Raw genomic sequence first — 22,989 nt, 5'->3', positions numbered from 1 at the left:
TGTCTCGTCAGAGACGGGAGGTCGTCAGATGCTGGCGCGGATCAGATGTCGTCGACGGAGGACGACTCGAACCGGGAGGAGATGTTGATGCCGAGCTCTTCCGCGGCGCGGTAGACCTCGTCATCGGTGTCGCGCAGGCTGACCGCGGTGCCGTCGGCCGAGAGGACCTCGACGTTCAGGCACAGGGACTGCATCTCCTTGATGAGGACCTTGAAGGACTCCGGGATGCCGGGCTCCTGGATGTTCTCGCCCTTGACGATGGCCTCGTACACCTTCACGCGGCCGAGGATGTCGTCCGACTTGATGGTGAGGAGCTCCTGGAGGGCGTAGGCGGCGCCGTAGGCCTCGAGGGCCCACACCTCCATCTCGCCGAAGCGCTGTCCGCCGAACTGCGCCTTACCACCGAGCGGCTGCTGGGTGATCATCGAGTACGGGCCCGTCGAGCGCGCGTGGATCTTGTCGTCGACGAGGTGGTGCAGCTTCAGGATGTACATGTAGCCGACCGAGACCGGGTCCGGGAAGGGCTCCCCGGAGCGGCCGTCGAACAGCTGCGTCTTGCCGGACGAGCCGATCAGGCGCTCTCCGTCGCGTGTCGGGGTGGTGGAGTCGAGGAGCCCTGCGAGCTCCTCCTCCGCCGCACCGTCGAAGACGGGGGTCGCGACCTTGGTGCCGGGCGCCGCCTCGCGGGCGTGCTCGGGCAGGCGGGCGGCCCACTCCGGCTGGCCCTCGACCTTCCAGCCCTGCTTCGCGATCCACCCGAGGTGGATCTCGAGGACCTGGCCGAAGTTCATGCGGCCGGGGACGCCGAGCGGGTTGAGGACGATGTCGACCGGGGTGCCGTCGGCGAGGAACGGCATGTCCTCGACCGGCAGGATCTTCGAGATGACGCCCTTGTTGCCGTGGCGGCCGGCGAGCTTGTCGCCCTCGGTGATCTTGCGCTTCTGGGCGATGTAGACGACCACGCGCTGGTTGACGCCCGAGCCGAGCTCGTCGTCGCCGTCCTGCGCGTCGAACACCTTGACGCCGATGATCGTGCCCTGCTCGCCGTGGGGCACCTTCAGCGACGTGTCGCGGACCTCGCGGCTCTTCTCGTTGAAGATCGCGCGGAGCAGGCGCTCCTCGGCCGAGAGCTCGGTCTCGCCCTTGGGCGTGACCTTGCCGACGAGGATGTCGCCGGGGCGGACCTCGGCGCCGATGCGGATGATGCCGCGCTCGTCCAGGTCGGCCAGGAGCTCCGGGCTGACGTTGGGGAGGTCGCGGGTGATCTCCTCCTTGCCGAGCTTGGTGTCGCGGGCGTCGACCTCGTACTCCTCGATGTGGATCGAGGAGAGGACGTCGTCCTTCACCAGGTTCTGGCTGAGGATGATCGCGTCCTCGAAGTTGTGGCCCTCCCACGGCATGAACGCGACGAGCAGGTTCTTGCCCAGCGCGAGCTCGCCGTTCTCGGTGGCGGGGCCGTCGGCGACGACCTCGCCGACCTCGATGCGCTCGCCGGCCGAGACGACCACGCGGTTGTTGTACGAGGTGCCCTGGTTGGAGCGGTCGAACTTGCGGAGGAAGTAGGTCTGCGTGCCGCCCTCGTCCAGCTGGACGGTGACGGAGTCGGCGGAGACCTCCTGGACGACACCGGCCTTGTCGGCGGTGATGACGTCGCCGGCGTCGATGGCCGCGAAGCCCTCCATGCCGGTTCCGACGACGGGCGACTCGCTGCGCAGCAGCGGGACGGCCTGACGCTGCATGTTCGCGCCCATGAGCGCGCGGTTCGCGTCGTCGTGCTCGAGGAACGGGATCAGCGAGGTCGCGACCGAGACCATCTGGCGCGGCGAGACGTCCATGTAGTGGACGCGCTCGGCGTCGACGAGCTCGACCTCTCCGCCCTTGGGGCGGACCAGGACCTTGCCCTCCGCGAAGCGGAAGTCCTTCGTGAGGGGGGCGTTCGCCTGGGCGACCAGGTACTCGTCCTCCTCGGACGCGGTGAGGTAGTCGATCTGCGAGGTGACGGTGCCGTCGACGACCTTGCGGTACGGGGTCTCGATGAAGCCGAACGAGTTGATGCGCGCGAAGGACGCGAGCGATCCGATCAGGCCGATGTTCGGGCCTTCCGGGGTCTCGATCGGGCACATGCGGCCGTAGTGCGAGGGGTGGACGTCGCGGACCTCGACGCCGGCGCGCTCGCGGGAGAGTCCGCCGGGGCCGAGCGCCGACAGGCGGCGCTTGTGGGTCAGACCCGCGAGCGGGTTGTTCTGGTCCATGAACTGCGACAGCTGGCTGGTCCCGAAGAACTCCTTGATCGCGGCGACGACGGGGCGCACGTTGATCAGGGTCTGCGGGGTGATCGCCTCGATGTCCTGCGTGGTCATGCGCTCGCGGACGACGCGCTCCATGCGGGACAGTCCGGTGCGGACCTGGTTCTGGATCAGCTCGCCGACCGCGCGGATGCGGCGGTTGCCGAAGTGGTCGATGTCGTCGACGTCGAGACGCAGCTCGACCGGCTCGCCGTCGCGCACGCCGGGGAGGGCGGTGCGACCGTCGTGCAGGGCGACCAGGTACTTGATGGTCGCGATGATGTCCTCGACCGTGAGCACCGAGTCGGACAGCGCCTTGTCGATGCCGAGCTTGCGGTTGATCTTGTAGCGGCCGACCTTCGCGAGGTCGTAGCGCTTGGAGTTGAAGTAGAAGTTGTCCAGCAGCGCGCGGGCGGCCTCGGCGGCGACCTGCTCGCCCGGACGGAGCTTGCGGTAGATGTCGCGGAGGGCGTCCTCCTTGGTGAGGATGTTGTCCTTCTCGAGGGTCAGCTCGATCGACTCGTAGCCGGCGAACTGCTCGAGGATCTCCTCGCTCGTGAGGCCGAGGGCCTTGAGGAACACGGTGACCGACTGCTTGCGCTTGCGGTCGATGCGCACGCCGACCTGGTCGCGCTTGTCGATCTCGAACTCGAGCCAGGCGCCGCGGCTCGGGATGACGCGGGCGGAGTAGATGTCCTTGTCGGACGTCTTCTCCTGCTGGCGCTCGAAGTAGACGCCGGGGCTGCGCACGAGCTGGGACACGACGACACGCTCGGTGCCGTTGATGATGAACGTGCCCTTCTCGGTCATCAGCGGGAAGTCGCCCATGAAGACCGTCTGGGTCTTGATCTCACCCGTGAGGTGGTTCATGAACTCGGCCTCGACGTACAGCGGAGCGGCGTAGGTCTTGCCGCGCTCCTTGCACTCCTCGATCGTGTACTTCTCGGGCTCGAGGTACGGGTTCGTGAAGCTCAGCTGCATCGTCTCGCTGAGGTCCTCGATCGGGGAGATCTCCTCGAAGATCTCGTCGAGGCCGGAGTTGGCGGGGAGGTCCTCCCGGCCGGCGGCCTTCGCCTCGGCGACGCGGGTCTTCCACGCCTCCGAGCCGACGAGCCAGTCGAAGCTCTCGGTCTGCAGCGCGAGCAGATCCGGAACGGTCAGGGTGTCGCTGATCTTGGCGAACGAGAGACGCGAAGCTCCGCGTCCGTTCTTGGGTGAGGTGGTGGTCGCGGTGGACGCAGCAGCCAAGGAAGGAACCTCCGTAGACCCTCGCGGGTCTCAATCTGTGGGATGTGTGGAGTGGGCTCCCGCCGGACGGGCCGCCACCCCTGCCCGCACGCCGTGCGGACCGAGGCGACTCGGTCTTGGGGGCGGGGCTAGAGTGTGGCAACGGCATCCACCATCTGATGCCGGGTTCCGGTGACCTGCCGACCGCGATATGAGGGCATGGGTACTCGGGAGCGCAAAGTACGAATATAGCCGCATCGCGCCACGCCGCGCAAGTGCGGATGCTTGCGCCGCCCCGCGGGGTCCGGTATACGAGGCCGCGGCCTCCCGGATCGATCCGACCGGGCCGGGCGCGGAGCCCCGCCGTCCCGCCGCCGCGGCAGACTGGTCGGATGCAGGAACGCACCGGCCGCCGACGCGGAGACGACTCCGAGCACCCCCGCGCCGTGCTCGCCAGCGGGTACACCGCGCGGATCGAGCCCGACCGCCACTCGCCCGAGGCGGCGACCCTGGTCGTCGACGGCACTCCGCAGTCGCACGTCGACCTCGCGGATCCGACGCACCTCTCGTTCGAGTACGTCCGCCGGATCGGCCACGCGATCGACCTCGTCGCCCCCGAGGGCGAGAGCGTCACGGCGCTCCACCTGGGCGCCGGAGCGCTGACCCTCCCCCGCTACGTCGCCGCGACCCGGCCGGGCTCGCGCCAGCAGGTCGTCGAGATCGAGGGCGCTCTGGTCGAGCTGGTGCGCGAGGCGCTCCCGCTTCCCCGCGGGGCGCAGATCCGCATCCGCCAGGGCGACGCCCGCGAGGTGCTCGGCAAGCTGCCGCCCGGGCTGCGCGGCACGGTCGACGTGGTCGTCGTCGACATCTTCTCGGGCGCGCGCACTCCCGCGCATGTGACCAGCGCCGAGTTCTACGGGGCGATCGCGCCGCTGCTCGCCCCCGGCGGCCTGGTCGCGGTGAACGTGGCAGACGGCGGCGCGCTCGCCTTCGCCCGCGCCCAGGCCGCGACGCTCGCCTCCGTCTTCGCGCACACCGCGATCATGACCGACACCCAGATGCTCAAGGCCAAGCGCTTCGGGAACGTGGTGATGCTCGCCTCGGCCGATCCGCTGCCGCTCGACGGCCTGCCGCGGCGCCTCGCCTCCGACCCCGCGCCCTCCAAGCTGGTGCAGGGGCGGGAGCTCGAGAACTTCATCGCCGGCGCCCTCGTCGTCACGGACGAGACCGCCACCCCGTCGCCGCTGCCGGCGCGGAGCATCTTCCAGGTGCGACGGGGCTGACCCGGGCCGCGCGTCGGGGCGCCGTCCGGGGACCCGCCGGTACACTCGACGCCGGGGTCAGCGACCCCGACCGTCCTCTCGTCCGCCGCGCGCGACGATCCGGATCCGCACTCCACGAGGAAGCATCGCCCTGAGCATCATCATCCGCCACGACCCCGCGACCCTCCACGAGGAGATCGACGTCGACGCCGCCCAGGAGCGCCTGGAGGAGATCGGCGCGCTGCGCAGCCTCGCCGCGCTCACCGAGAAGGCGGAGCTGCTGCGCCTGCTCGGGCGCGTCGACGAGGCGTGGGACCTCGCGAACGAGGCCGTCCGCCGCACCCGCTTCTCCGGCGACCGCGCCGAGCTGCTCACCGCCCGCGTCCGCCGCGCCCGCCTCATGCAGCTGCGGGGCCGCACCGACGAGGCCCTCTCGGAGCTCGCGCTCTGCGTCGAGGAGGCCCGCACGCACGAGTGGCACCTCGAGCACTCCTTCGCGCTCAAGCACCGCGGCCTCACCTTCTTCGAGCTGGGCGAGTACGGCCGGGCGATGCGCGACTTCGACGCCGCGACCGCCCTCGGCGAACGCGTCGGGGTCCCCGAGGAGGAGCTCGAGGTCGCGCGCCTGGGCTACGCCGCCGCCTCCGAGTTCCAGGACGGGACCGACCGCGAAGCCCGCACCGACGGCACCGCCCGCGGCCGCCGCCGCGCCGACGGCGACGAGTCCTAGGCAGCGCCACCGGTGGCCGACCTCGAGGACGTGGCCCGCTGGGCCGACGCGCTGATCGAGGAGCACCTCGACCCCTCCTGGTCCTTCGCGCTCGACCACGCGCGCACCCGCGGCGGCGCCTGCCACTGGACGCGCCGCCGGATCACGGTCTCGCGCCACCTCGCCGCCCGCTGGAGCGACGAGGAGGTCCGGCAGACCCTCCTGCACGAGGTCGCGCACGCGCTCGCCGGGCCCGACGCCGGGCACGGACCGCCGTGGCGGCGGATCGCGGCACGGCTCGGCTACACGGGATCGCGCACCCACAGCAACCCGACCGCGGACGAGCTCGCGCCGTGGGTCGGCACCTGCCCGGGCGGACACCTCTTCTACCGCCATCGCCGGCCCACCCGGCCCCTGGCCTGCGGCCGCTGCGCGCGCCGGTTCGAGCCCGCGAACGCGATCCAGTGGCGGCGCCGACCGGTCCCGGCGCCGTGACCCCGGACGAGGCCTCTCACGGCGGCCGCACGCCGGTCACCGGGCAGTGGCTCCCCGAGGCCGACGGCCGGCGCTGGTGGTTCGACTCCGGAAGCCTCGCACTCGACTTCGCCACGACCGGAGCACTGCCTCCGGGAGCGGCCGAGCACCTCGACTCCGATGCCGCCCTGGCCGCCTGGCTCGCCGAGCGCTTCGAGGCGGTCGTCCCCGAGAGCCGGGACGCGCGCCTCGACGACGCGCTGATGCTCCGAGGCGCGATCGCCCGGCTGGCCGTCGCGGCCGAGGCGGGCACCGCGCCCGACCCGCGCGACGTCGACGTGGTCAACCTGGTCGCGGCGATGCCCGATATCCCGCCGGTGCTGAGCGGCGGATCGCGGCAGGCAGGACGGCTCCACGCGGCGGGCAGGCAGGCGCTCGCGTCCATCGCCCGGGAGGCCGTGGGGCTGCTGGGCCCGGCCGTGGCCGGACGGCTGAGGCGCTGCGCGGATCCGGAGTGCCGGATGCTCTACCTCGACACGTCCCGAGCCGGGTCGCGCCGCTGGTGCTCGATGCAGCGATGCGGGAACCGGTCGAAGGTCCGGGCGTACCGGGCGCGCGCCGCCGCCCCGCGCGGCTGACGCACCGCCGCGGCACCGGGAGCGGCACCGCGGCGGGACGGGTCAGTCGGAGACGCGGACCGAGCGGTCGAAGGCGACGTAGCCCGAGAAGTCCTTGCCGACGCGGTCGAACGCCGTCGGGTAGGGGTGCGGGTACGACCAGGCCTTGTCCTTCTGCAGGCCGTCGCCGGTCTGCACCGAGAAGTACTGGCACTCGCCCTTCCACGGGCAGGTGTAGGGCGTAGGGCTCTCGACGAGCACGCCCTCGGCGATGCTCGACGGCGGGAAGTACCAGTTGCCCTCGATCGAGATCAGGTCGGAGTCGGGGGCGTCGGCGAGGACGACGTCGTTGAGGACGGCTTTCATGCGGGCCAGCTTTCGGTCGGGGCGGGGACGGAGGGACCGCCTCCGCCGAACGCTACGCCGGGGGCGGGCGAGTGGTCGAGGCGGCGGCTCGGATCCGCAGGGGCTTGTGCGCTCCGCGGACGCCCTGCACCGCTCGGAGGCCGCGCCCGCCGGAGCGGCGGGTCAGCGGAGGACCGCCACCTCGTCGACGGTGTCGACCCGGGCAGCGGCCCGGACCTCGTCCGCCCGCCCCTCGGCGGCGAGCAGGCGGCCGGACTCGGACGCGGTGAGCAGATGCGCGCACGCCCGGCGCAGGCCCTCGTAGGACGCGCAGGCCACCGCGGCCTCGGGCGAGACGTGGTCGATGCCCAGCCCGATGAGCGCGTCGACGACGGCGCCGGCCGCCAGCTGGTCCTCCATCGCGAACCGCGCCGCTCCGCTGTCATCGATGTCGCCGAGGGCGATCACGTTGACGCTGGTGCGCCCGCCGTTCTCGTGCTGGCGCTCCAGGATCCAGCGGGCGACGGCCGAGCGGTCGGCCAGGCCCGCGCGGACGACGCGGCCCTCCACTCCCCCGAGGTCGGGGCTCTCGCCTCCGGGCAGAGCGTCGACGAGCACCGTGACGTGGGCGGGGGCGAGCACGCGGAGGGCGCGGGCCCCCCACTCGAAGCGGATCTGGTAGGTCGACTGGTCGACGGAGGCGGCGGGAGCGGTCACCCTGACACGGTAGCGAGCACCGGAGGCGCATACACGTCCGGGGCTCCGCGCGCACCCGGTTCCCGCGCCGGGGCGGGCGGAGGAGGATGTCCCTCGTGAAGGTGATGCTCAAGCACGTGCTCGACACCGACGCCGACTCCGCCTGGCGCGCCCTGCAGAGTCCGGCCGTGTTCCGGGAGGTGATGTCCCCGCTCCTGACCGCCGCGTCGCTGGACGAGGGCGGCTTCCGCCCGACCTGGGGGCTCGGCTCCCACGAGGTCGCGATGGACGCCCTCGGGATCGTGCCGATGGGCGCGCAGGAGATCGACCTCTCCTACCGCCGCGTCCCCTCGATGCCCGACGTGCGGATCCTGCGCGACAGCGGCGGTCCCCTCACCGGCTCCCTCCGACTGATCACCGCGTGGGACCACCGCATGGCCGTCGCCCCGCTCCCCGACGGGCGCACGCTCTTCCGCGACCGCCTCGAGTTCTCGGCGGGCCTCGCCTCGGCCGCGCTCTGGCCGTCGATGTGGGCGTTCTGGCAGTGGCGCGGCATCCGCATCCGCTCCCTCGCCCCGTCCTGGCGCCACGATGTCGGTGCCGACACCCGCCCGCGCGGGGAGTCCGCCGCATGAGCCCCGACGGTGTCGCCGAGGAGGAGACCGAGCTGTCGCGCTCGGAGCTCCTGCGCCTCCAGTGGCCCTCCGCCGACGAGGAGGAGCAGGACGACGACGGCGTCTCGCCCCGCCGCCGCCTCACGAACGCGGTCGAGGTGTCGGACTGGCGCCGCCACGTCCAGGCCCTCTACGCGGAGGTGCGCCGGCTCTCGAACGTGGACCTGCTCGCCGCGCACGCGTCCTGGATCCGCGGGCGCAACGCGCTCTTCGCGCAGCACCCCTCCACCCCCCTCCTCCCGGCCGACCGTGCGCACTTCCGCTCGCTGCCGATCGCGCCCTACGACGCGGCCTGGCGCTTCGAGCTCGAGGTGGCCCCCGCCGAGGAGGCGCGGCGGATGGACGTGGAGACCGGCACCGACGGCACCGTCCCCTTCGAGCTGATCGGCACGGTCGAGGTGCCGGACGCCGGCAGCCTCGACGTCTGGCGCCTCGCGTCCTACGGCGGAGGCCTGTTCCTGCCGGTCAAGGACGCCCTCGCGGGGACACCCGGCGGCACCTACGGCGGTGGCCGCTACCTCCTGGACACCGTGAAGGGCGCCGACCTCGGTCCGGGCTCCGCCCCGGGGACGCTGGTCCTCGACTTCAACTTCGCCTACAACCCCTCCTGCGCCTACGACCCGGCCTGGGCCTGCCCGCTCGCCCAGGCGGGCAACCGGCTGCCGGTCGAGGTGCCGGTCGGCGAGCGCTACCGGGGCTGACACCGACCCTGGACGTTCTCGGAGGGGCGGCCGATAGCCTCCGGGCGGCGCCGTCGTGCGCCGGAAAGCAGGAAAGCCGCATGCCCCGTCCCGTCCTCCTCGTCACCGGAACCTCCACCGGCATCGGCCGCGCCACCGCGATCGAGGCCGCGCGCGCGGGCTGGCGGGTGGTCGCCACCGTGCGGGATCCGGAGCGGGCGGAGGGCCTGCGCGCCGCCGCCGCCGAGGCACGCGTCGAGCTCGACCTGCGGGCGCTCGACGTGACCGACGCGGACTCCGTCGCCGGCTGCCTCCGCGCCGTGGAGGAGGAGCTCGGCGGTCTCGACGCCCTCGTGAACAACGCCGGAGCCGGCCACCTCGGCACCCTCGAGCTGGAGGATCCGGAGGAGCTGCGCCGCGTGATGGAGGTCAACTTCTTCGGCACCGTCGCGGTCACCCGCGCCGCGATGCCGATGCTGCGCTCGTCCCGCGGTCGCATCGTCACCGTCTCGAGCGTCGGCGGCGCGATCGGGCAGCCGTTCAACGAGGACTACTGCGCGGCGAAGTTCGCGGTCGAGGGGTTCTTCGAGGCGCTCGCCCCGGTCGCCGCCTCCGTCGGCGTCCACGTGTCGCTGATCGAGCCGGGAGCGGTCCGCAGCAGCTTCGTCGAGAACGTCGGCATCGACGCGGCGGCGATGCTCGCGCAGGCCGGCCCCTACTCGCCGGCGCTCGGCGCCTACCTCGACCGCGCCGCGTCGTCCTTCTCCTCGACCCACGCGCAGGACCCGTCCGACGTCGCCGCCGTCATCCTGAAGACCCTGCGCGACCCGGAGCCGGCCTTCCGCGTGCAGACCTCGGACTGGGCGGGCGACTTCGTCGGGACCAAGCTGAGCGACCGCGACGGCTCCCGCGTGCAGGCCGCGATGCGCGGATGGATCGGCATCCACTAGAGTGGGACGGTGCGAGCGCAGCGACTGCGCTCCCCCGCGTCGTAGAACGCCCCTTGTCCCCTAGGACTCTGACCGTCGAGGATCCGTCCCGACCATCTGGCGCACGTGCATGAGGCCCCCGGCCGCGCGCACCGAATCGTACGGCGAACGGATGTGACCACCGTCACCTTCGCCCGAACGCCGATCACCCGCGCCCCGGCCACCGCCCGCGCGTCCTCGATCGGCATGATGCCCCCGAAAGGCACCACTCCATGTCGAACACCCCCCTCTCCTTCAGCGCCCTCGGCGTGCCGGCCCCCCTCGTGGCCGCGCTCACCGCGAGCGGCATCACCGAGCCCTTCCCGATCCAGGTCGACACGCTGCCCGACACCCTCGGCGGACGCGACGTCCTCGGCCGCGGCAAGACCGGCTCCGGCAAGACCCTCGCCTTCTCCATCCCGATGATCGCCCGACTCGGCGGCTCGCTCGCCGGCGGACGCCGCCGCCCCGGCCGCCCGCTCGGACTCGTCCTCGCGCCGACCCGCGAGCTCGCCACGCAGATCACCGCCGCGATGCAGCCCCTCGCCGACGCCTACGGCATCGTCACCACCACGATCTTTGGAGGCGTCTCGCAGCAGCGCCAGGTCGCCGCGCTCAAGCAGGGCGTCGACATCGTCGTGGCCTGTCCGGGCCGCCTCGAGGACCTGATGAAGCAGGGCTTCGTGAACCTCGACGCCGTCGAGATCACCGTCCTCGACGAGGCCGACCACATGGCCGACCTCGGCTTCCTGCCGGTCGTCACGCGCATCCTCGACAAGACCCCCCGCGGCGGGCAGCGCCTGCTGTTCTCCGCGACGCTCGACAACGGCGTGGACAAGCTGGTCAAGAAGTACCTCCAGAACGAGGTGCTCCACTCGGTCGACGAGGCCAATTCGCCCGTCGCGCTGATGACCCACCACGTGTTCGAGGTCGACGGCCTCGACGCCAAGAACGCGCTCGTGAAGACCCTCGCGTCCGGCACCGGCCGCCGCATCCTCTTCATGCGCACCAAGCACCACGCGAAGAAGCTCGCCAAGCAGCTCACCGGCCAGGGCATCCCCGCGGTCGACCTGCACGGCAACCTCTCGCAGGTCGCCCGCGACCGCAACCTCGCCGCGTTCGGCGCCGGCACCGTCAAGGTCCTCGTCGCCACCGACGTCGCCGCCCGCGGCGTGCACGTCGACGACGTCGAGCTCGTCATCCACGTCGACCCGCCGATGGAGCACAAGGCGTACCTGCACCGCTCGGGCCGCACCGCCCGCGCCGGCAGCGAGGGAGACGTCGTCACCGTCGTCCTGCCCACGCAGCGCAGCGACGTGAAGACCCTCCTCCGCAAGGCCGCGATCCAGGTCGCGCCCCAGCAGGTGACGGCCGACTCGGCCGCCGTCGCGAAGCTCGTCGGCGACGTCGCTCCGTACGTCACCCCCAGCGCCGTCGTCGAGCCCGTCCGCGGCCAGTCGCAGGGCGGACGCTCGCAGGGCGCCAACGCGCAGCGCAAGCGCGCGGCCCGCACCGAGGGCACCGCCGCACCCCGCGGCGGACGCTCGACGGGTGCCGCGACCGGCGGAGGCGACCGCCCCCGCCGCGACCGCACCGCCGCCGAGGGACCCGCCCGCGGCGGCGCCCGCGGAGGCCGCAGCCGCTCGGCCGCCGGTGCCCCCTCGACCTCGGGCGGATCGCGCTCGTTCTACAGCACCGCGACCGGCGGAGCGGCCTCGGCCGCTCCCGCCCGCGAGTCCGCCGGCGGCGGCGCCCGCCGCGGCGGCCGCCGCGCGCAGGGCTGAACCGTTTTGTGCGCCGCGTAGCGGCGCTCCGCGCTCGGCTTCAAGCACGGTTGCGACGCGCAGAGCGTGTCGCGACCGGGCTGAGCGTTCGGTGATCGCACCTCAGCGCTCGTCCTGATCAGGGCGCCGACATCACGAAGGGCCGGGGCCCGCGACTACTGGTCGCGGGCCCCGGCCCTTCGTCGTTCCCGCTTCACCTCTTCGAGCGGAGTCCCGCGCAGGGAGCTCCGGAAGTCCTCACCGCGTCCTGATCAGGCGGTCCCCTGCTGCGCCGTCGTCGGGCAGGAGCGCCGCCTCTCCTCGCCCGGTCACAGAGGTCCCGTGGATGCCGGATCCACAAGCCGAACGGCCGAGTCGCGTGCCGGCGAATCGGTCCAGGCGGACGCACGATGCTCCAGGCGGCCTGCTGTCCCTGCGAGCCGACCGCGGCGCGCCGCTATCGGCGCAGGAAGCACCGCGGCCGATCCGCGCCGCTAGGACAGGCGGCCGACGGAAGCGAGCGCGGCGCGGATCAGCGCGCCCCGCCCGCCCTCCATCTCGGCGGAGATCGCGTCGGAGCAGGCCTCGTCGGGGGTCATCCAGGTGAGCTCGAGGGCGTCCTGGCGGGGGTCGCAGGTGCCGGTGACGGGCACGACGTAGGCGAGGGAGACCGCGTGCTGGCGGTCGTCGGTGAACGGTCCCATGCCGGGCATCGGGAAGTACTCGGCGACGTGGAAGGGGAGCGGGCTCGCCGGGAGGAGGGGGAAGGCCATGGGGCCGAGATCCTTCTCGAGGTGGCGGAACAGCGCGTCGCGCAACGTCTCGCCGTACATCACGCGGCCCGAGACGATCGTGCGGGTGATCTGGCCGGAGGGGGTCGCGCGCAGGAGCACGCCGACCTCGGTGACCTGCCCGAGCCCGTCGACCCGGACGGGCACGGCCTCCACGTACAGCAGCGGGAGCCGCCGGCGGATCTCGGCGAGTTCGTCGTCGGACAGCCACCCGGAGTTCGGGTCAGGGGTGCGCACGCTCATGCAGCCATTCTCACCCTTCGCGGCTGGTGTTCCGACCGGCGGCGGCGATCCCGCACTCAGGGGGATGATGGTGCGATGGGAATCGACGCGAACGCGGTGCTGTGGTCCTCCTCCGAGCGCGACCGCGTCGGCAGGCCCCTCCTGGTGCTGCTGCACGGCTACGGCTCGCACGAGGGGGACCTGTTCTCGCTCGGCGCCTACCTGCCGCTGGAGCCGGTCCTCGCGTCCCTCCGGGCGCCTCTCGCCCTGGGCGGCGGGGCGAACGCGTGGTGGCCCCTCCGTGTCCCGCTGGTGCCGGACGAGCCGCGGGCCGATCCCGAGGCCGTCGAAGCGGCGGCGGCGGGGGTGATCGAGTGGCTCGACGGTTTGGAGCACCCGGGCCCGGTGGGGCTGCTGGGCTTCTCCCAGGGCGCCGCGCTGGCGGTGCAGCTGCTGCGGCGCGCGCCGGGCCGCTTCGCCTTCGCGGTCGCCCTGTCCGGGTTCGTGGTCCCGCTCGCCGAGGGCGACGACGCTGACGAGCGGCTCGCCCGCGAGCGTCCGCCGGTGTTCTGGGGCCGCGGGACGCTCGACACGGTGATCCCGGAGGAGCTCGTGCGGGACGCGGCGGCCTGGTTCCCGGAGCACACGGCGCTCGACGCCCGGGTCTACGAGGGCGTCGCCCACGGAGTCGGGCAGGCCGAGCTCGCCGACATCGGCACGTTCGTGCGTCTCGGCTTCGCCTGACGGGCGGACTCCCCCGCGTCAAGGGCTCGCCCCCGGGCCGCGGCCCCGGCAATGTCGGAGGTGGCAGGGAGGATGGATTCATGCCGGACGTCCTCGAGCGCTTCTCCCCCGCCACGCGCGCGTGGTTCGAGGGCGCGTTCCCGGCGCCGACCGCCGCCCAGGAGGGCGCCTGGTCGGCCATCTCGAGTGGAGCGCACGCCCTCGTGGTCGCTCCCACCGGCTCCGGCAAGACGCTCTCGGCCTTCCTCTGGGCGATCGACCGGCTCGTGCAGGGCCCGCCGCCGGAGGATCCGCAGCACCGCACGCGCGTGCTCTACGTCTCGCCGCTGAAGGCTCTCGGCGTCGACGTCGAGCGCAACCTCCGCTCGCCGCTCGTCGGCGTCACCCAGACGGCGCTGCGGCTGAGCGCCGAGGGCATCGGCAGCGCGCCGGCCACGGTCACCGTCGGGGTGCGGTCGGGAGACACGCCCGCCGCCGAGCGGCGCGTGCTGCAGAAGACGCCGCCGGACATCCTGATCACGACCCCCGAGTCGCTCTACCTCATGCTCACCTCGGCGGCGCGCGAGTCGCTCCGCGGCGTCGAGACGGTCATCGTCGACGAGGTCCACGCGGTCGCGTCGACCAAGCGCGGGGCGCACCTCGCCGTCTCCCTCGAGCGGCTCGACGCCCTGCTCCCGAAGCCGGTGCAGCGCATCGGCCTCTCGGCGACGGTGCGTCCGCGCGAGGAGGTGGCCCGGTTCCTCGCCGGCCGCTCCCCGGTCGCGATCGTGGCTCCGGCGTCCGAGAAGCAGTGGGACCTCAGCGTCGTCGTCCCGGTCGAGGACATGTCCGAGCTGGGGACGGCGGCTCCGCAGGACGGATCGACGATGGGGGCCACCGGTCCGCAGAGCGGGTCGATCTGGCCGCACGTCGAGGAGTCGATCGTCGACCGGGTCCTCGCGCACACCTCCTCCATCGTCTTCGCGAACTCCCGCCGCCTCGCCGAGCGGCTGACCGCCCGGCTCAACGAGATCTACGCCGAGCGCCGCGAGCTCGCCGGGGAGCGGGCGCGCGAGGCGGGCGAGCCCGTCGCCGTCGGGGCCCTGCTCGCCGAGGCGGCCTCCTCCTCCGTCCGCCGCTCCCCGGCCGAGGCGATGGGAGCGGCCGGGGGCACGAGCGGCAGCGGGCAGTCCGCGCCCGACGAGGAGCCGCTGCTCGCCCGCGCCCACCACGGCTCGGTGAGCAAGGAGCAGCGCGCGATCATCGAGGACGACCTGAAGTCCGGCCGCCTGCGCTGCGTGGTCGCGACCTCGAGCCTCGAGCTGGGGATCGACATGGGCGCGGTCGACCTCGTCGTCCAGGTCGAGACGCCGCCCTCTGTCGCGAGCGCCCTGCAGCGCGTGGGTCGAGCCGGCCACCAGGTCGGCGAGGTCTCGCGCGGGTCCTTCTACCCCAAGCACCGGGCCGACCTCCTCCACTCCGCCGTGACGACGGAGCGGATGCGCTCGGGCCTGATCGAGGCGATCGCCGTCCCCGCGAACCCGCTCGACATCCTCGCGCAGCAGACCGTCGCCGCGACCGCCCTCGAGAGCCTCGACGTGGACGACTGGTTCGACACCGTCCGCCGCAGCGCCCCCTTCGTGTCCCTGCCCCGCTCCGCCTACGAGGCGACCCTCGACCTCCTCTCGGGCCGCTACCCCTCCGACCAGTTCGCGGAGCTGCGGCCGCGGCTCGTCTGGGACCGCGACGCGAACACGCTCACCGGCCGGCCCGGCGCCCAGCGCCTCGCCGTCACCAGCGGCGGCACCATCCCCGACCGCGGGCTCTTCGGCGTGTTCATGGTCGGCGAGCCGGGCTCGACCGGCAACCGCGTCGGAGAGCTCGACGAGGAGATGGTCTACGAGTCCCGCGTCGGCGACGTCTTCGCGCTCGGAGCCACCAGCTGGCGCATCCAGGAGATCACCTACGACCGCGTGATCGTGACGCCGGCGTTCGGCGAGCCAGGGCGCCTCCCGTTCTGGAAGGGCGACTCGCAGGGGCGCCCCGCCGAGCTCGGCGAGGCGATCGGGGCGTTCACCCGCGAGGTGGGCGCCGCCGCCCCCGAGACGGCCCGCGAGCGCTGCACGGCGGCCGGGCTCGACGAGTACGCGACCAACAACCTCCTCTCCTTCCTCGACGAGCAGCGCCTGGCCACAGGGCAGATCCCGGACGACCGCACCCTCGTGCTCGAGCGCTTCCGCGACGAGCTGGGCGACTGGCGGCTGGTGCTGCACTCCCCGTACGGGATGCAGGTGCACTCGCCATGGGCGCTCGCCATCGGCGCTCGCGTCCGCGAGCGGCACGGCGTCGACGGAGCGGCCATGGCCGGGGACGACGGCATCGTCGTGCGGATCCCCGACACGGAGTCGGAGCCGCCGGGCTCCGAGCTGTTCCTGTTCGAGCGCGAGGAGCTGGAGCAGCTGGTCACGAGCGAGGTCGGCGGCTCCGCCCTCTTCGCCGCCCGGTTCCGCGAGTGCGCGGCGCGGGCGCTCCTGCTCCCGAGGTACAACCCGGGCAAGCGCTCCCCGCTCTGGCAGCAGCGGCAGCGGGCGGCGCAGCTGCTCGACGTCGCCCGCACCTACCCGACCTTCCCGATCATCCTCGAGACCGTCCGCGAGTGCCTCCAGGACGTCTACGACCTGCCCGCGCTGCTCCGGCTCGCCGCGCGGCTGGACGGGCGCGAGCTGCGGATCCTCGAGGTCGAGACGCCGACCGCCAGTCCGTTCGCGCGGTCCATGCTCTTCGGCTACGTCGCCGCCTTCATGTACGAGGGCGACAGCCCGCTCGCCGAGCGCCGTGCCGCGGCGCTCTCGGTCGACGCGACGCTCCTCGGCGAGCTGCTCGGCCGGGCGGAGCTGCGCGAGCTGCTCGACCCGGCCGTCCTCGCGCAGATCGAGCGCGAGCTGCAGCGCGTCGAGCCCGAGCGCCGCCTCCGCGGGCTCGAGGGCGCCGCCGACCTGCTCCGGCTGCTCGGCCCGCTGACGCTCGACGAGCTCGGGGAGCGCCTGGTCGACGAATCGGTCGCCTCGGCGGACGTCGCGAAGGCGCCCGCGATCGAGCGCGCGGTGCTCGAGGCCGACGTGGCCGCGCTCGTGAAGGCCAAGCGCGTCCTGCCCGTGGGCCTCGGCGGTGAGCAGCGGTACGCCGCGATGGAGGACGCCTCCCGGCTCCGCGACGCTCTCGGCGTGCCCCTGCCGATCGGCGTCCCCGTCGCCTTCATCGACCCGGTCCGCGATCCGCTCGGCGACCTCGTCGCCCGCTACGCGCGCACCCACGGCCCCTTCACCGCCGCCGCGGTCGCCACCCGCCTGGGCCTCGGAGTCGCGGTCGTCACCGACACCCTGCGCCGCCTCGCGGGCGAGCGCCGCGTCTCGGAGGGCGAGTTCCGCCCCACCGGCACCGGGACCGAGTGGTGCGATGCCGAGGTGCTGCGCCGCCTGCGCAGCCGCTCTCTCGCCGCACTCCGCAAGGAGGTGGAGCCGGTGGACGCGGCCGCGTACGCCCGCTTCCTCCCCGCCTGGCAGCACGTCGGCGGCTCGCTCCGCGGCATCGACGGCGTGGCCTCCGTGATCGACCAGCTGGCCGGCGCGCCCATCCCCGCGTCCGCCTGGGAGTCGCTGATCCTGCCCGCCCGGGTGCGCGACTACTCCCCCGCGATGCTCGACGAGCTCACCGCGACCGGCGAGGTCCTCTGGGCCGGCGCGGGCACCCTGCCCGGCAACGACGGCTGGGTGAGCCTCCATCTCGCCGACACGGCAGGGCTGACCCTCCCCGTCCCCGCCGCCGAGTCCGTGACCCTGACCGAGCTCCAGCAGGAGATCGTCGGCGTGCTCGGCTCGGGCGGCGGCTACTTCTTCCGCCAGCTCTCCGACGCGGTCGGCTCCACCGACGACGCGGGCCTCGTCGAGGCCCTGTGGGAGCTGGTCTGGGCCGGGCTCGTCACGAACGACACCCTGGCGCCGCTGCGCACCCTCGTCGGCTCGACCGGCGGCGCCCACCGCCAGCCGCGCGCCCCCGCCCGCGCCCGCGCGCCCCGGGGCCGGATGACCGCCCGCCCCACGATGGCCACCCGCGTGGGGCCGCCGACCGCCGGCGGCCGCTGGTCGATCGTGCCGCTCGCGGAGTCGGACGCGACGATACGCGGGCACGCGCTCGGCGAGACGCTGCTCGAGCGGTACGGGATCGTCACCCGCGGCTCCGTGCAGGCCGAGGGCGTCCTGGGCGGCTTCGCCCTCGCCTACAAGGTGCTGAGCGGCTTCGAGCAGCAGGGCCGCGCCCGGAGGGGCTACTTCATCGAGAAGCTGGGAGCAGCACAGTTCGGCACCGCCGGCAGCGTCGACCGGCTCCGCACGTTCGCCCCGCAGGACGAGGCGCAGGAGCGCTCACGACCGGTGCTCGCGCTGGCGGCGACCGACCCCGCCAATCCGTTCGGCGCCGCTCTGCCGTGGCCGCAGGGCGAGGGGCACCGCCCCGGTCGGAAGGCCGGCGCGCTGGTCGCCGTCGTCGACGGAGCGCTCGCGGTCTACCTCGAGCGCGGCGGCAAGACCGCCCTCACCTTCACCGCCGACGAGGCGGCCCTCGCCGACGCGGCCGGCGCCCTCTCGCAGCTCGTCCGCTCCCGCGGGGTCGAGAAGCTGACCGTCGAGAAGATCGACGGCGTCTTCGCGCTCGGCACGCCCTTCGGCGACGCCCTCGTCGCCGCCGGCTTCGTCGCGAATCCGCGCGGCCTGAGGATGCGCTCGTGAGCGCCGGAGGGAGCCCGCGTGCCCGAGGGTGACACCGTCTACCGATCCGCCCACAACCTCGCCGAGGCGCTGGACGGCGAGGTCCTGACCCGGTGCGACGTCCGCGTGCCGAAGTACGCGACGGTCGACCTCACCGGCGAGACGATCGACGAGGTCGTCCCCCGCGGCAAGCACCTGCTGATGCGGGTCGGCGACGCGCTGATCCACTCCCACCTCAAGATGGAGGGGAGCTGGCACCTCTACGCCCGCGGCGAGGGCGAGCGGCCGAAGTGGCACCGGCCGGCGTTCCAGGCCCGGATCGTCCTCGAGACCGAGGACTGGCAGGCGGTCGGCTTCGAGCTCGGGCTCCTCGAGATCGTCCCGCGCTCGGCCGAGGAGGACGTGGTCGGCTATCTCGGCCCCGATCTGCTCGGCGCCGACTGGGACGCGGACGAGGCGCTGCGACGCCTGTCCGCCGATCCGGAGCGGCCGATCGGGCTCGCGCTGCTCGACCAGCGGATCATGGCCGGACTCGGCAACGTCTACCGCGCCGAGCTGTGCTTCCTGCGCGGCGTGCTGCCCACGCGCCCGGTCGGCGGGAGCGGCGACCTCGTGCGCACCATCGCGCTCGCGAAGCGGCTCATCACCGTGAACCGCGAGCGGATCGAGCGCACGACGACCGGCAACCTGCGCCCGGGCCAGCAGCTCTGGGTCTACGGCCGCGACCGCAAGCCGTGCCGGCGCTGCGGCACTCCGATCGAGCGCGGCGAGCTCGGCGACGACGAGCTGCAGCTGCGGGTCACCTACTGGTGCCCGAACTGCCAGAGCTGAGGGGCTACTCCTCGACCGCGGAGCGGCGCCCGGGGACGTGCTTCTCGTGGACGCCGACGTCCGTCAGGCGCTCGATGCGGTCGACGTGGCGGCCGGGCTCGCCGCCGTCCGCGACGATCCAGCTGCCGACGAGGAGGAACCCGTCGCGGCCGCCGGCCGTCAGCGGGCCCGTGATCGTGAACGACCCGAGCGCCGGAGTCGAGAACGCCACGCGCACCGGATCCCCGTGCTCGAGTCCCTCGGCCGAGCGCTCCCCGCCGACCTCGTCGGCGTCCGGAGCCAGGGCGATGCTCTGGATCTCGGTCCCCGTGCCGAGGAAGACGTCCGCGACGACGAGCTCGCCGCCGACGGCCTGCCGGACGACCCCCTCGATCCCGTAGAGGCCGTAGCGCGGGGAGCGGACGAGGACGCGCACCGAGTCGCCGATCGCGACCTCGGCGAGAGCACCCCGGATCGAGGCGACGTCCCTCCGCGCGGGAGGGGCGGACAGGGCGTCGAGGATCGGGCTGGGCATCCGATCAGGGTAGCCGCTCCGGGAGCGCACCCGCCCGGCGGATCGGCGGCGGATCCCGGGCGGCCGGGGCGTCGGGTCGCCTGGGCCGCCGACGCCGCGCGCGAGCGACGGAGCGCCGGCCGGAGGGCTCCGGCACCGCGAGACCCCGGCACTGCGGCGACACCGGCACCGCCGGGAGACGCCGGTACTGCGGCAGGCGCAGTCACCGCCGGGAACGACGAAGGCCCCGCCTGAGCGGGGCCTTCGGACGATGCGGAGTCGGTGGGATTTGAACCCACGGAACCCAATAAAGGGTTCTCCACCTTAGCAGGGTGGTGCACTCGACCGGACTATGCGACGACTCCCGAGCGCCCGCTGGCGGACGCACGACGACCATCATAACCGCACCCGCGAGGGCCTCGCGACACGGGCGCCCGCCCCTCCGCGGGAAGGCGAGAAGCCGCCTACTGGTCCGACAGGGGCCGGCCGATCGTGCAGGTCTCCTGCTGCGCGGTCTGCCCGGAGACGTCGCTCGGGAGGGTGACCGGCCCGTCGGGTGCGCTCGTCGCGGGGGCGTCGGTCGCGGGGGCGTCGGTGGCCGGCGACTCCGTGGCCGCCGGAGCATTGGTCGCCCCGGGCTCCTCCCCCGTCGACTGCGAGCCGCCGCCGGTGGTGCCGCTCAGCGCGATCGGCTGGTCGGCGAGGAGCGCCGCGTTCAGCGCCGCCGCCGCGTCCTCGCTGGGGTACACGCCGTTGCCGTCGATGAAGGTCGGGTACTGCACGAAGACCACGTTCGCAAGGTCGACGTCCTTCACCGCGAGGCCGATCGACACGAGGGTGTTCACGTTCTCGAGCGAGGTGGAGAGCTGCATGTTCGAGACGGCCGCCTTCGCGAGGCCGTAGAGGTTCACCGGATTCGAGAGCGTCGACGCGCTCTTCACCTTGCGCACCAGCGATGAGAGGTACACCTGCTGGCTCGAGATGCGGGTGAGGTCGCTGCCGTCGCCGACGCCGTGCCGGGTGCGGAGGAACGCCAGCGCCTCGGCGCCGACGAGCGTGTGCGTGCCCGCGTCGAGGTTCAGCCCCGTGTACTCGTCCTGGATCGGGGTGGCGACGCAGACGTCCACTCCGCCGACCGCGTTCGACATCTCGATGACGCCCTCGAACTGGATGAGCGCCGCGTAGGGGATCTCGAGCCCGGTCAGCTGCTCGACCGTCTGCACGGTGCACGCCAGCCCGCCGGCCTCGAGCGAGGTGTTGATCTTCGCCGAGTCCACCGCGTCCGAGACGGCGCCGGTGGCCGGGTCGGTGCAGGAGGGGATCGGGACGTAGAGGTCGCGGGGGAAGCTGACGACCTCCACGGTCGAGTGGTCGGCCGAGATGTGCATGAGCATCGTGACGTCGTTGAGGTTCTCGGCACGCTCGCCGTAGGCCCCGGCGGCCGATCCGTCGGCGCTGTCGCTGCCGGCGAGCAGGATGTTGACGCCGCCCTCGATCGCCCCGATCTCGGGCACGTCGCCTCCGCCCGAGTCGATCCCTAGGTCGACGGACGGACGCGCGCTCCCGGCGATCAGCGAGGCGGCGATCGCCACGATGCAGACCGCGCTGAGCACGCCGACGCCCACGCAGGCTGCGAGGATCCGCGCGGCGAAGCGCACGCCGCTCGGGCGGCGCAGGCGGCCGTGCCGTGCTGCTGTGGTCCGGGTGGACGCGCGTTCGCTCATCGGGTCGTACTCTCTCTCGGCTGCGGGACGCGTGTCGTCCCGGAGTCAGCGCGCGAGGTGGAGAGCACCCGTGGTGCCGCCCGCCCTCGGCTCAGCCGAAGAAGCCGACCGAGCAGGTCTGCTGGTCGGCGCTCTGGCCGGTGACCGATTCTGGCAGGGCAACCTTGGATCCGTCCTCGGGAGTCGCTGCAGGAGTGCCGGGTGCAGGAGTGCCGGGTGCCGGAGTGCCGGGTGCCGCCTCGGCCGTCGCCAGCGGATCCGCGGTCGCCGGGCCCGACGGAGCGGCGGTGTCGGCCGGGGCCGCCGCCTCGCCCTCCACGGTCGCGCCGGCGCCCGTGCCGCCGGTGATGGCGATCGGCTGATCGGTCTGCAGGGCGCTCGCCAGGACGTCGCCCGCAGCGCGGTCCGGCTCCACCCCGCTCGGAGTCGCCCCGGTCGGGTACTGCGCGAAGACGACGTCCGCGAGGTCGACGTCCTTCAGCGCGAGTCCCATCTGGACCATCGTGTTCACGTTGTCGAGACCGGTCGAGAGCGTCATGTTGCCGAGCGCCGCCTTCGCGAGCCCGTAGAGCGCGACCGGGTTGAGGAGGGTGTCCGCGCTCTTGATCCGGCGCACGAGCGCCGAGAGGAAGACCTGCTGGTTGCTGATGCGGGTCAGGTCGCTGCCGTCGCCGATGCCGTGGCGGCTGCGGAGGAACTGCAGCGCCGCCATGCCCTCGAGCGAGTGCACGCCCGGCTCGAGGTAGGTGTTCGTGTAGGGGTCCGCGATCTCGGTCGCGACGCAGACGTCGACTCCGCCGACCGCGTTCGACATCTCGATCACGCCGTTGAACTGCACGACCGCGCCGTAGTCGACCCGGACGCCCATGAGGTCCTCGACGACCCCTGCCACGCAGCCGAGGCTGACGTCGCTGCCCATCGCCTCGTTGATCTTGGTGTCGTACCGGGCGGGGATCGTCTCACCCGTGGCGGCGTTCACGCACTCCGGGATGTCGACGTACATGTCGCGGGGGAAGCTCACGACCGTCGCGTTGCTGTGGTCGGCCGAGACGTGCATCAGCATGTTGACGTCGTTGAGGACGCTCGTCTCCTCATCGGGGTCGCCGTAGGCGTCGCCCTGGCCCTTCCGCGAGTCGCTGCCGACGACGAGGACGTTGAAGCCGCCCTCCAGTGCGCCGATCTCCGGGGCGCCTCCGGCCTCGACGCTGGAGCCGGCCGCGCCCGGGTGCAGGTCGACCGAGGGCTGCACGGACTGGACGATCAGCGTCGCCGCGATCGCGACCACCGACACCGAGGCGACCACGCCGACACCGCCCACGAGGGCGGCTCCCTTCACCAGGGTCCGCGCGAGGGTGTGCCGCTTCTGGCGGCCGTGCCGCACGAAGGGGCGCGGCGTGCGCGGAGTGTCGCTCGTCTGTGTCGAAGGGCCCGTGCGGCGCATCCGTCTCCCGGTGTCGAGGCGTCAGTGGTGCGGAGGTGAGGGCCGGGCGTCGGTCCCGGGCGTCGCGCAATCCTATACAGAGGGGTGGCGCGTTCCGAAGGAGAGCGGGCGGCCCTCCGTCGTCGCGCGCCAGGACGGGCATCGGAAGGCGCCGGCGAGAAGCGACGCGAAGAACGGGACGGCGTGGCGGAGGGCGTGGGATTCGAACCCACGAGACGTTTCCGCCCACCAGTTTTCAAGACTGGCTCCATCGGCCGCTCGGACAGCCCTCCCGGCCGCTCCCGCAGGAGCGACACCCGAT

At 73.2% G+C, this 22,989-nt stretch carries 18 protein-coding genes and 2 tRNA genes; 11 read left to right on the top strand and 9 right to left on the bottom strand.

All coding sequences use genetic code 11. From position 1 onward, the window contains the following. Window positions 1-41: 41 nt before the first annotated feature. Window positions 42-3,533, bottom strand: coding sequence for a DNA-directed RNA polymerase subunit beta (gene rpoB / locus C5D04_RS04450; protein WP_104224581.1), 3,492 nt, complete (start codon window positions 3,531-3,533; stop codon window positions 42-44). A 371-nt stretch (window positions 3,534-3,904) separates the two neighbouring features. On the opposite strand from rpoB, the gene C5D04_RS04445 reads away from it, so the two are divergent. From C5D04_RS04445 to C5D04_RS04430, 4 genes are all read left to right on the top strand, one after another. Continuing rightward, window positions 3,905-4,795, top strand: coding sequence for a spermidine synthase (locus C5D04_RS04445; protein WP_104226766.1), 891 nt, complete (start codon window positions 3,905-3,907; stop codon window positions 4,793-4,795). Between the two features lie 379 nt (window positions 4,796-5,174). Continuing rightward, window positions 5,175-5,504 (top strand): hypothetical protein, encoded by a 330-nt coding sequence (locus C5D04_RS18115; RefSeq protein ID WP_181027192.1) that lies wholly within the window; start codon window positions 5,175-5,177, stop codon window positions 5,502-5,504. Between the two features lie 12 nt (window positions 5,505-5,516). After that, window positions 5,517-5,978, top strand: a complete 462-nt coding sequence (locus C5D04_RS04435; RefSeq protein WP_104233929.1) for a SprT-like domain-containing protein — start codon at window positions 5,517-5,519, stop codon at window positions 5,976-5,978. Beyond that, a complete protein-coding gene (locus C5D04_RS04430; RefSeq protein WP_258068829.1) occupies window positions 5,948-6,595 on the top strand; it encodes a CGNR zinc finger domain-containing protein in 648 nt (215 codons plus the stop codon). Before C5D04_RS04435 ends, C5D04_RS04430 begins: the two co-directional genes overlap by 31 nt. 42 nt (window positions 6,596-6,637) lie before the next feature. On the opposite strand, the gene C5D04_RS04425 is transcribed toward C5D04_RS04430, so the two are convergent. Together C5D04_RS04425 and C5D04_RS04420 are read right to left on the bottom strand one after the other, a co-directional pair. Then, window positions 6,638-6,940: a DUF427 domain-containing protein gene (locus C5D04_RS04425; RefSeq protein ID WP_104224584.1), complete on the bottom strand. Its 303-nt coding sequence runs from the start codon at window positions 6,938-6,940 to the stop codon at window positions 6,638-6,640. A 162-nt stretch (window positions 6,941-7,102) separates the two neighbouring features. Then, window positions 7,103-7,636, bottom strand: coding sequence for a 2-phosphosulfolactate phosphatase (locus C5D04_RS04420; protein WP_104292493.1), 534 nt, complete (start codon window positions 7,634-7,636; stop codon window positions 7,103-7,105). An 86-nt stretch (window positions 7,637-7,722) separates the two neighbouring features. Between C5D04_RS04420 and C5D04_RS04415 the strand changes: the two genes are divergently transcribed. From C5D04_RS04415 to C5D04_RS04400, 4 genes are all read left to right on the top strand, one after another. Beyond that, window positions 7,723-8,250 carry a hypothetical protein gene (locus C5D04_RS04415; protein WP_104238079.1) on the top strand — a complete coding sequence of 176 codons (528 nt, stop codon included), beginning with the start codon at window positions 7,723-7,725 and terminating at the stop codon, window positions 8,248-8,250. After that, complete coding sequence (locus C5D04_RS04410) at window positions 8,247-8,990, top strand: DUF1684 domain-containing protein (RefSeq protein ID WP_104233931.1); 744 nt, start codon at window positions 8,247-8,249, stop codon at window positions 8,988-8,990. Before C5D04_RS04415 ends, C5D04_RS04410 begins: the two co-directional genes overlap by 4 nt. Window positions 8,991-9,070: 80 nt before the next feature. Further along, window positions 9,071-9,919 carry an SDR family oxidoreductase gene (locus C5D04_RS04405; RefSeq protein WP_104233932.1) on the top strand — a complete coding sequence of 283 codons (849 nt, stop codon included), beginning with the start codon at window positions 9,071-9,073 and terminating at the stop codon, window positions 9,917-9,919. A gap of 251 nt (window positions 9,920-10,170) precedes the next feature. Next, window positions 10,171-11,721: a DEAD/DEAH box helicase gene (locus tag C5D04_RS04400; RefSeq protein WP_104225114.1), complete on the top strand. Its 1,551-nt coding sequence runs from the start codon at window positions 10,171-10,173 to the stop codon at window positions 11,719-11,721. Between the two features lie 473 nt (window positions 11,722-12,194). Here C5D04_RS04400 and C5D04_RS04395 read toward each other — a convergent pair whose 3' ends face one another. Further along, complete coding sequence (locus tag C5D04_RS04395) at window positions 12,195-12,734, bottom strand: NUDIX hydrolase family protein (protein ID WP_104225113.1); 540 nt, start codon at window positions 12,732-12,734, stop codon at window positions 12,195-12,197. 75 nt (window positions 12,735-12,809) lie between these two features. Between C5D04_RS04395 and C5D04_RS04390 the strand changes: the two genes are divergently transcribed. The 3 genes from C5D04_RS04390 to C5D04_RS04380 all read left to right on the top strand — a co-directional run bounded on the left by C5D04_RS04390 (window position 12,810) and on the right by C5D04_RS04380 (window position 19,030). Next, entirely contained in the window at window positions 12,810-13,457 is a 648-nt protein-coding gene (locus C5D04_RS04390) for an alpha/beta hydrolase (protein WP_104260904.1), read from the top strand. 80 nt (window positions 13,458-13,537) lie between these two features. Then, the gene (locus tag C5D04_RS04385) at window positions 13,538-18,220 is read left to right on the top strand and encodes an ATP-dependent helicase (RefSeq protein ID WP_104347295.1); all 4,683 of its coding nucleotides are present in this window, start codon (window positions 13,538-13,540) and stop codon (window positions 18,218-18,220) included. 18 nt (window positions 18,221-18,238) lie between these two features. Next, the gene (locus tag C5D04_RS04380) at window positions 18,239-19,030 is read left to right on the top strand and encodes a DNA-formamidopyrimidine glycosylase family protein (RefSeq protein ID WP_104233936.1); all 792 of its coding nucleotides are present in this window, start codon (window positions 18,239-18,241) and stop codon (window positions 19,028-19,030) included. A gap of 4 nt (window positions 19,031-19,034) precedes the next feature. On the opposite strand, the gene C5D04_RS04375 is transcribed toward C5D04_RS04380, so the two are convergent. From C5D04_RS04375 to C5D04_RS04355, 5 genes are all read right to left on the bottom strand, one after another. After that, window positions 19,035-19,544: a hypothetical protein gene (locus C5D04_RS04375; RefSeq protein ID WP_104233937.1), complete on the bottom strand. Its 510-nt coding sequence runs from the start codon at window positions 19,542-19,544 to the stop codon at window positions 19,035-19,037. 253 nt (window positions 19,545-19,797) lie between these two features. Continuing rightward, window positions 19,798-19,888: transfer RNA gene (locus C5D04_RS04370), tRNA-Ser, on the bottom strand. Between the two features lie 99 nt (window positions 19,889-19,987). Next, window positions 19,988-21,247 (bottom strand): LCP family protein, encoded by a 1,260-nt coding sequence (locus C5D04_RS04365; protein WP_104226775.1) that lies wholly within the window; start codon window positions 21,245-21,247, stop codon window positions 19,988-19,990. A gap of 91 nt (window positions 21,248-21,338) precedes the next feature. After that, a complete protein-coding gene (locus tag C5D04_RS04360; RefSeq protein ID WP_104347294.1) occupies window positions 21,339-22,688 on the bottom strand; it encodes an LCP family protein in 1,350 nt (449 codons plus the stop codon). Window positions 22,689-22,872: 184 nt separating this feature from the next. Beyond that, window positions 22,873-22,960 (bottom strand) — tRNA-Ser (locus C5D04_RS04355). Window positions 22,961-22,989: the final 29 nt, after the last annotated feature.

This window comes from Rathayibacter sp. AY1D2 (assembly GCF_002932695.1).
GTDB lineage: Bacteria > Actinomycetota > Actinomycetes > Actinomycetales > Microbacteriaceae > Rathayibacter.
The sequence above is the reverse complement of the archived record's forward strand: the minus strand, read 5'-3'. Positions and strand labels throughout refer to the sequence as shown.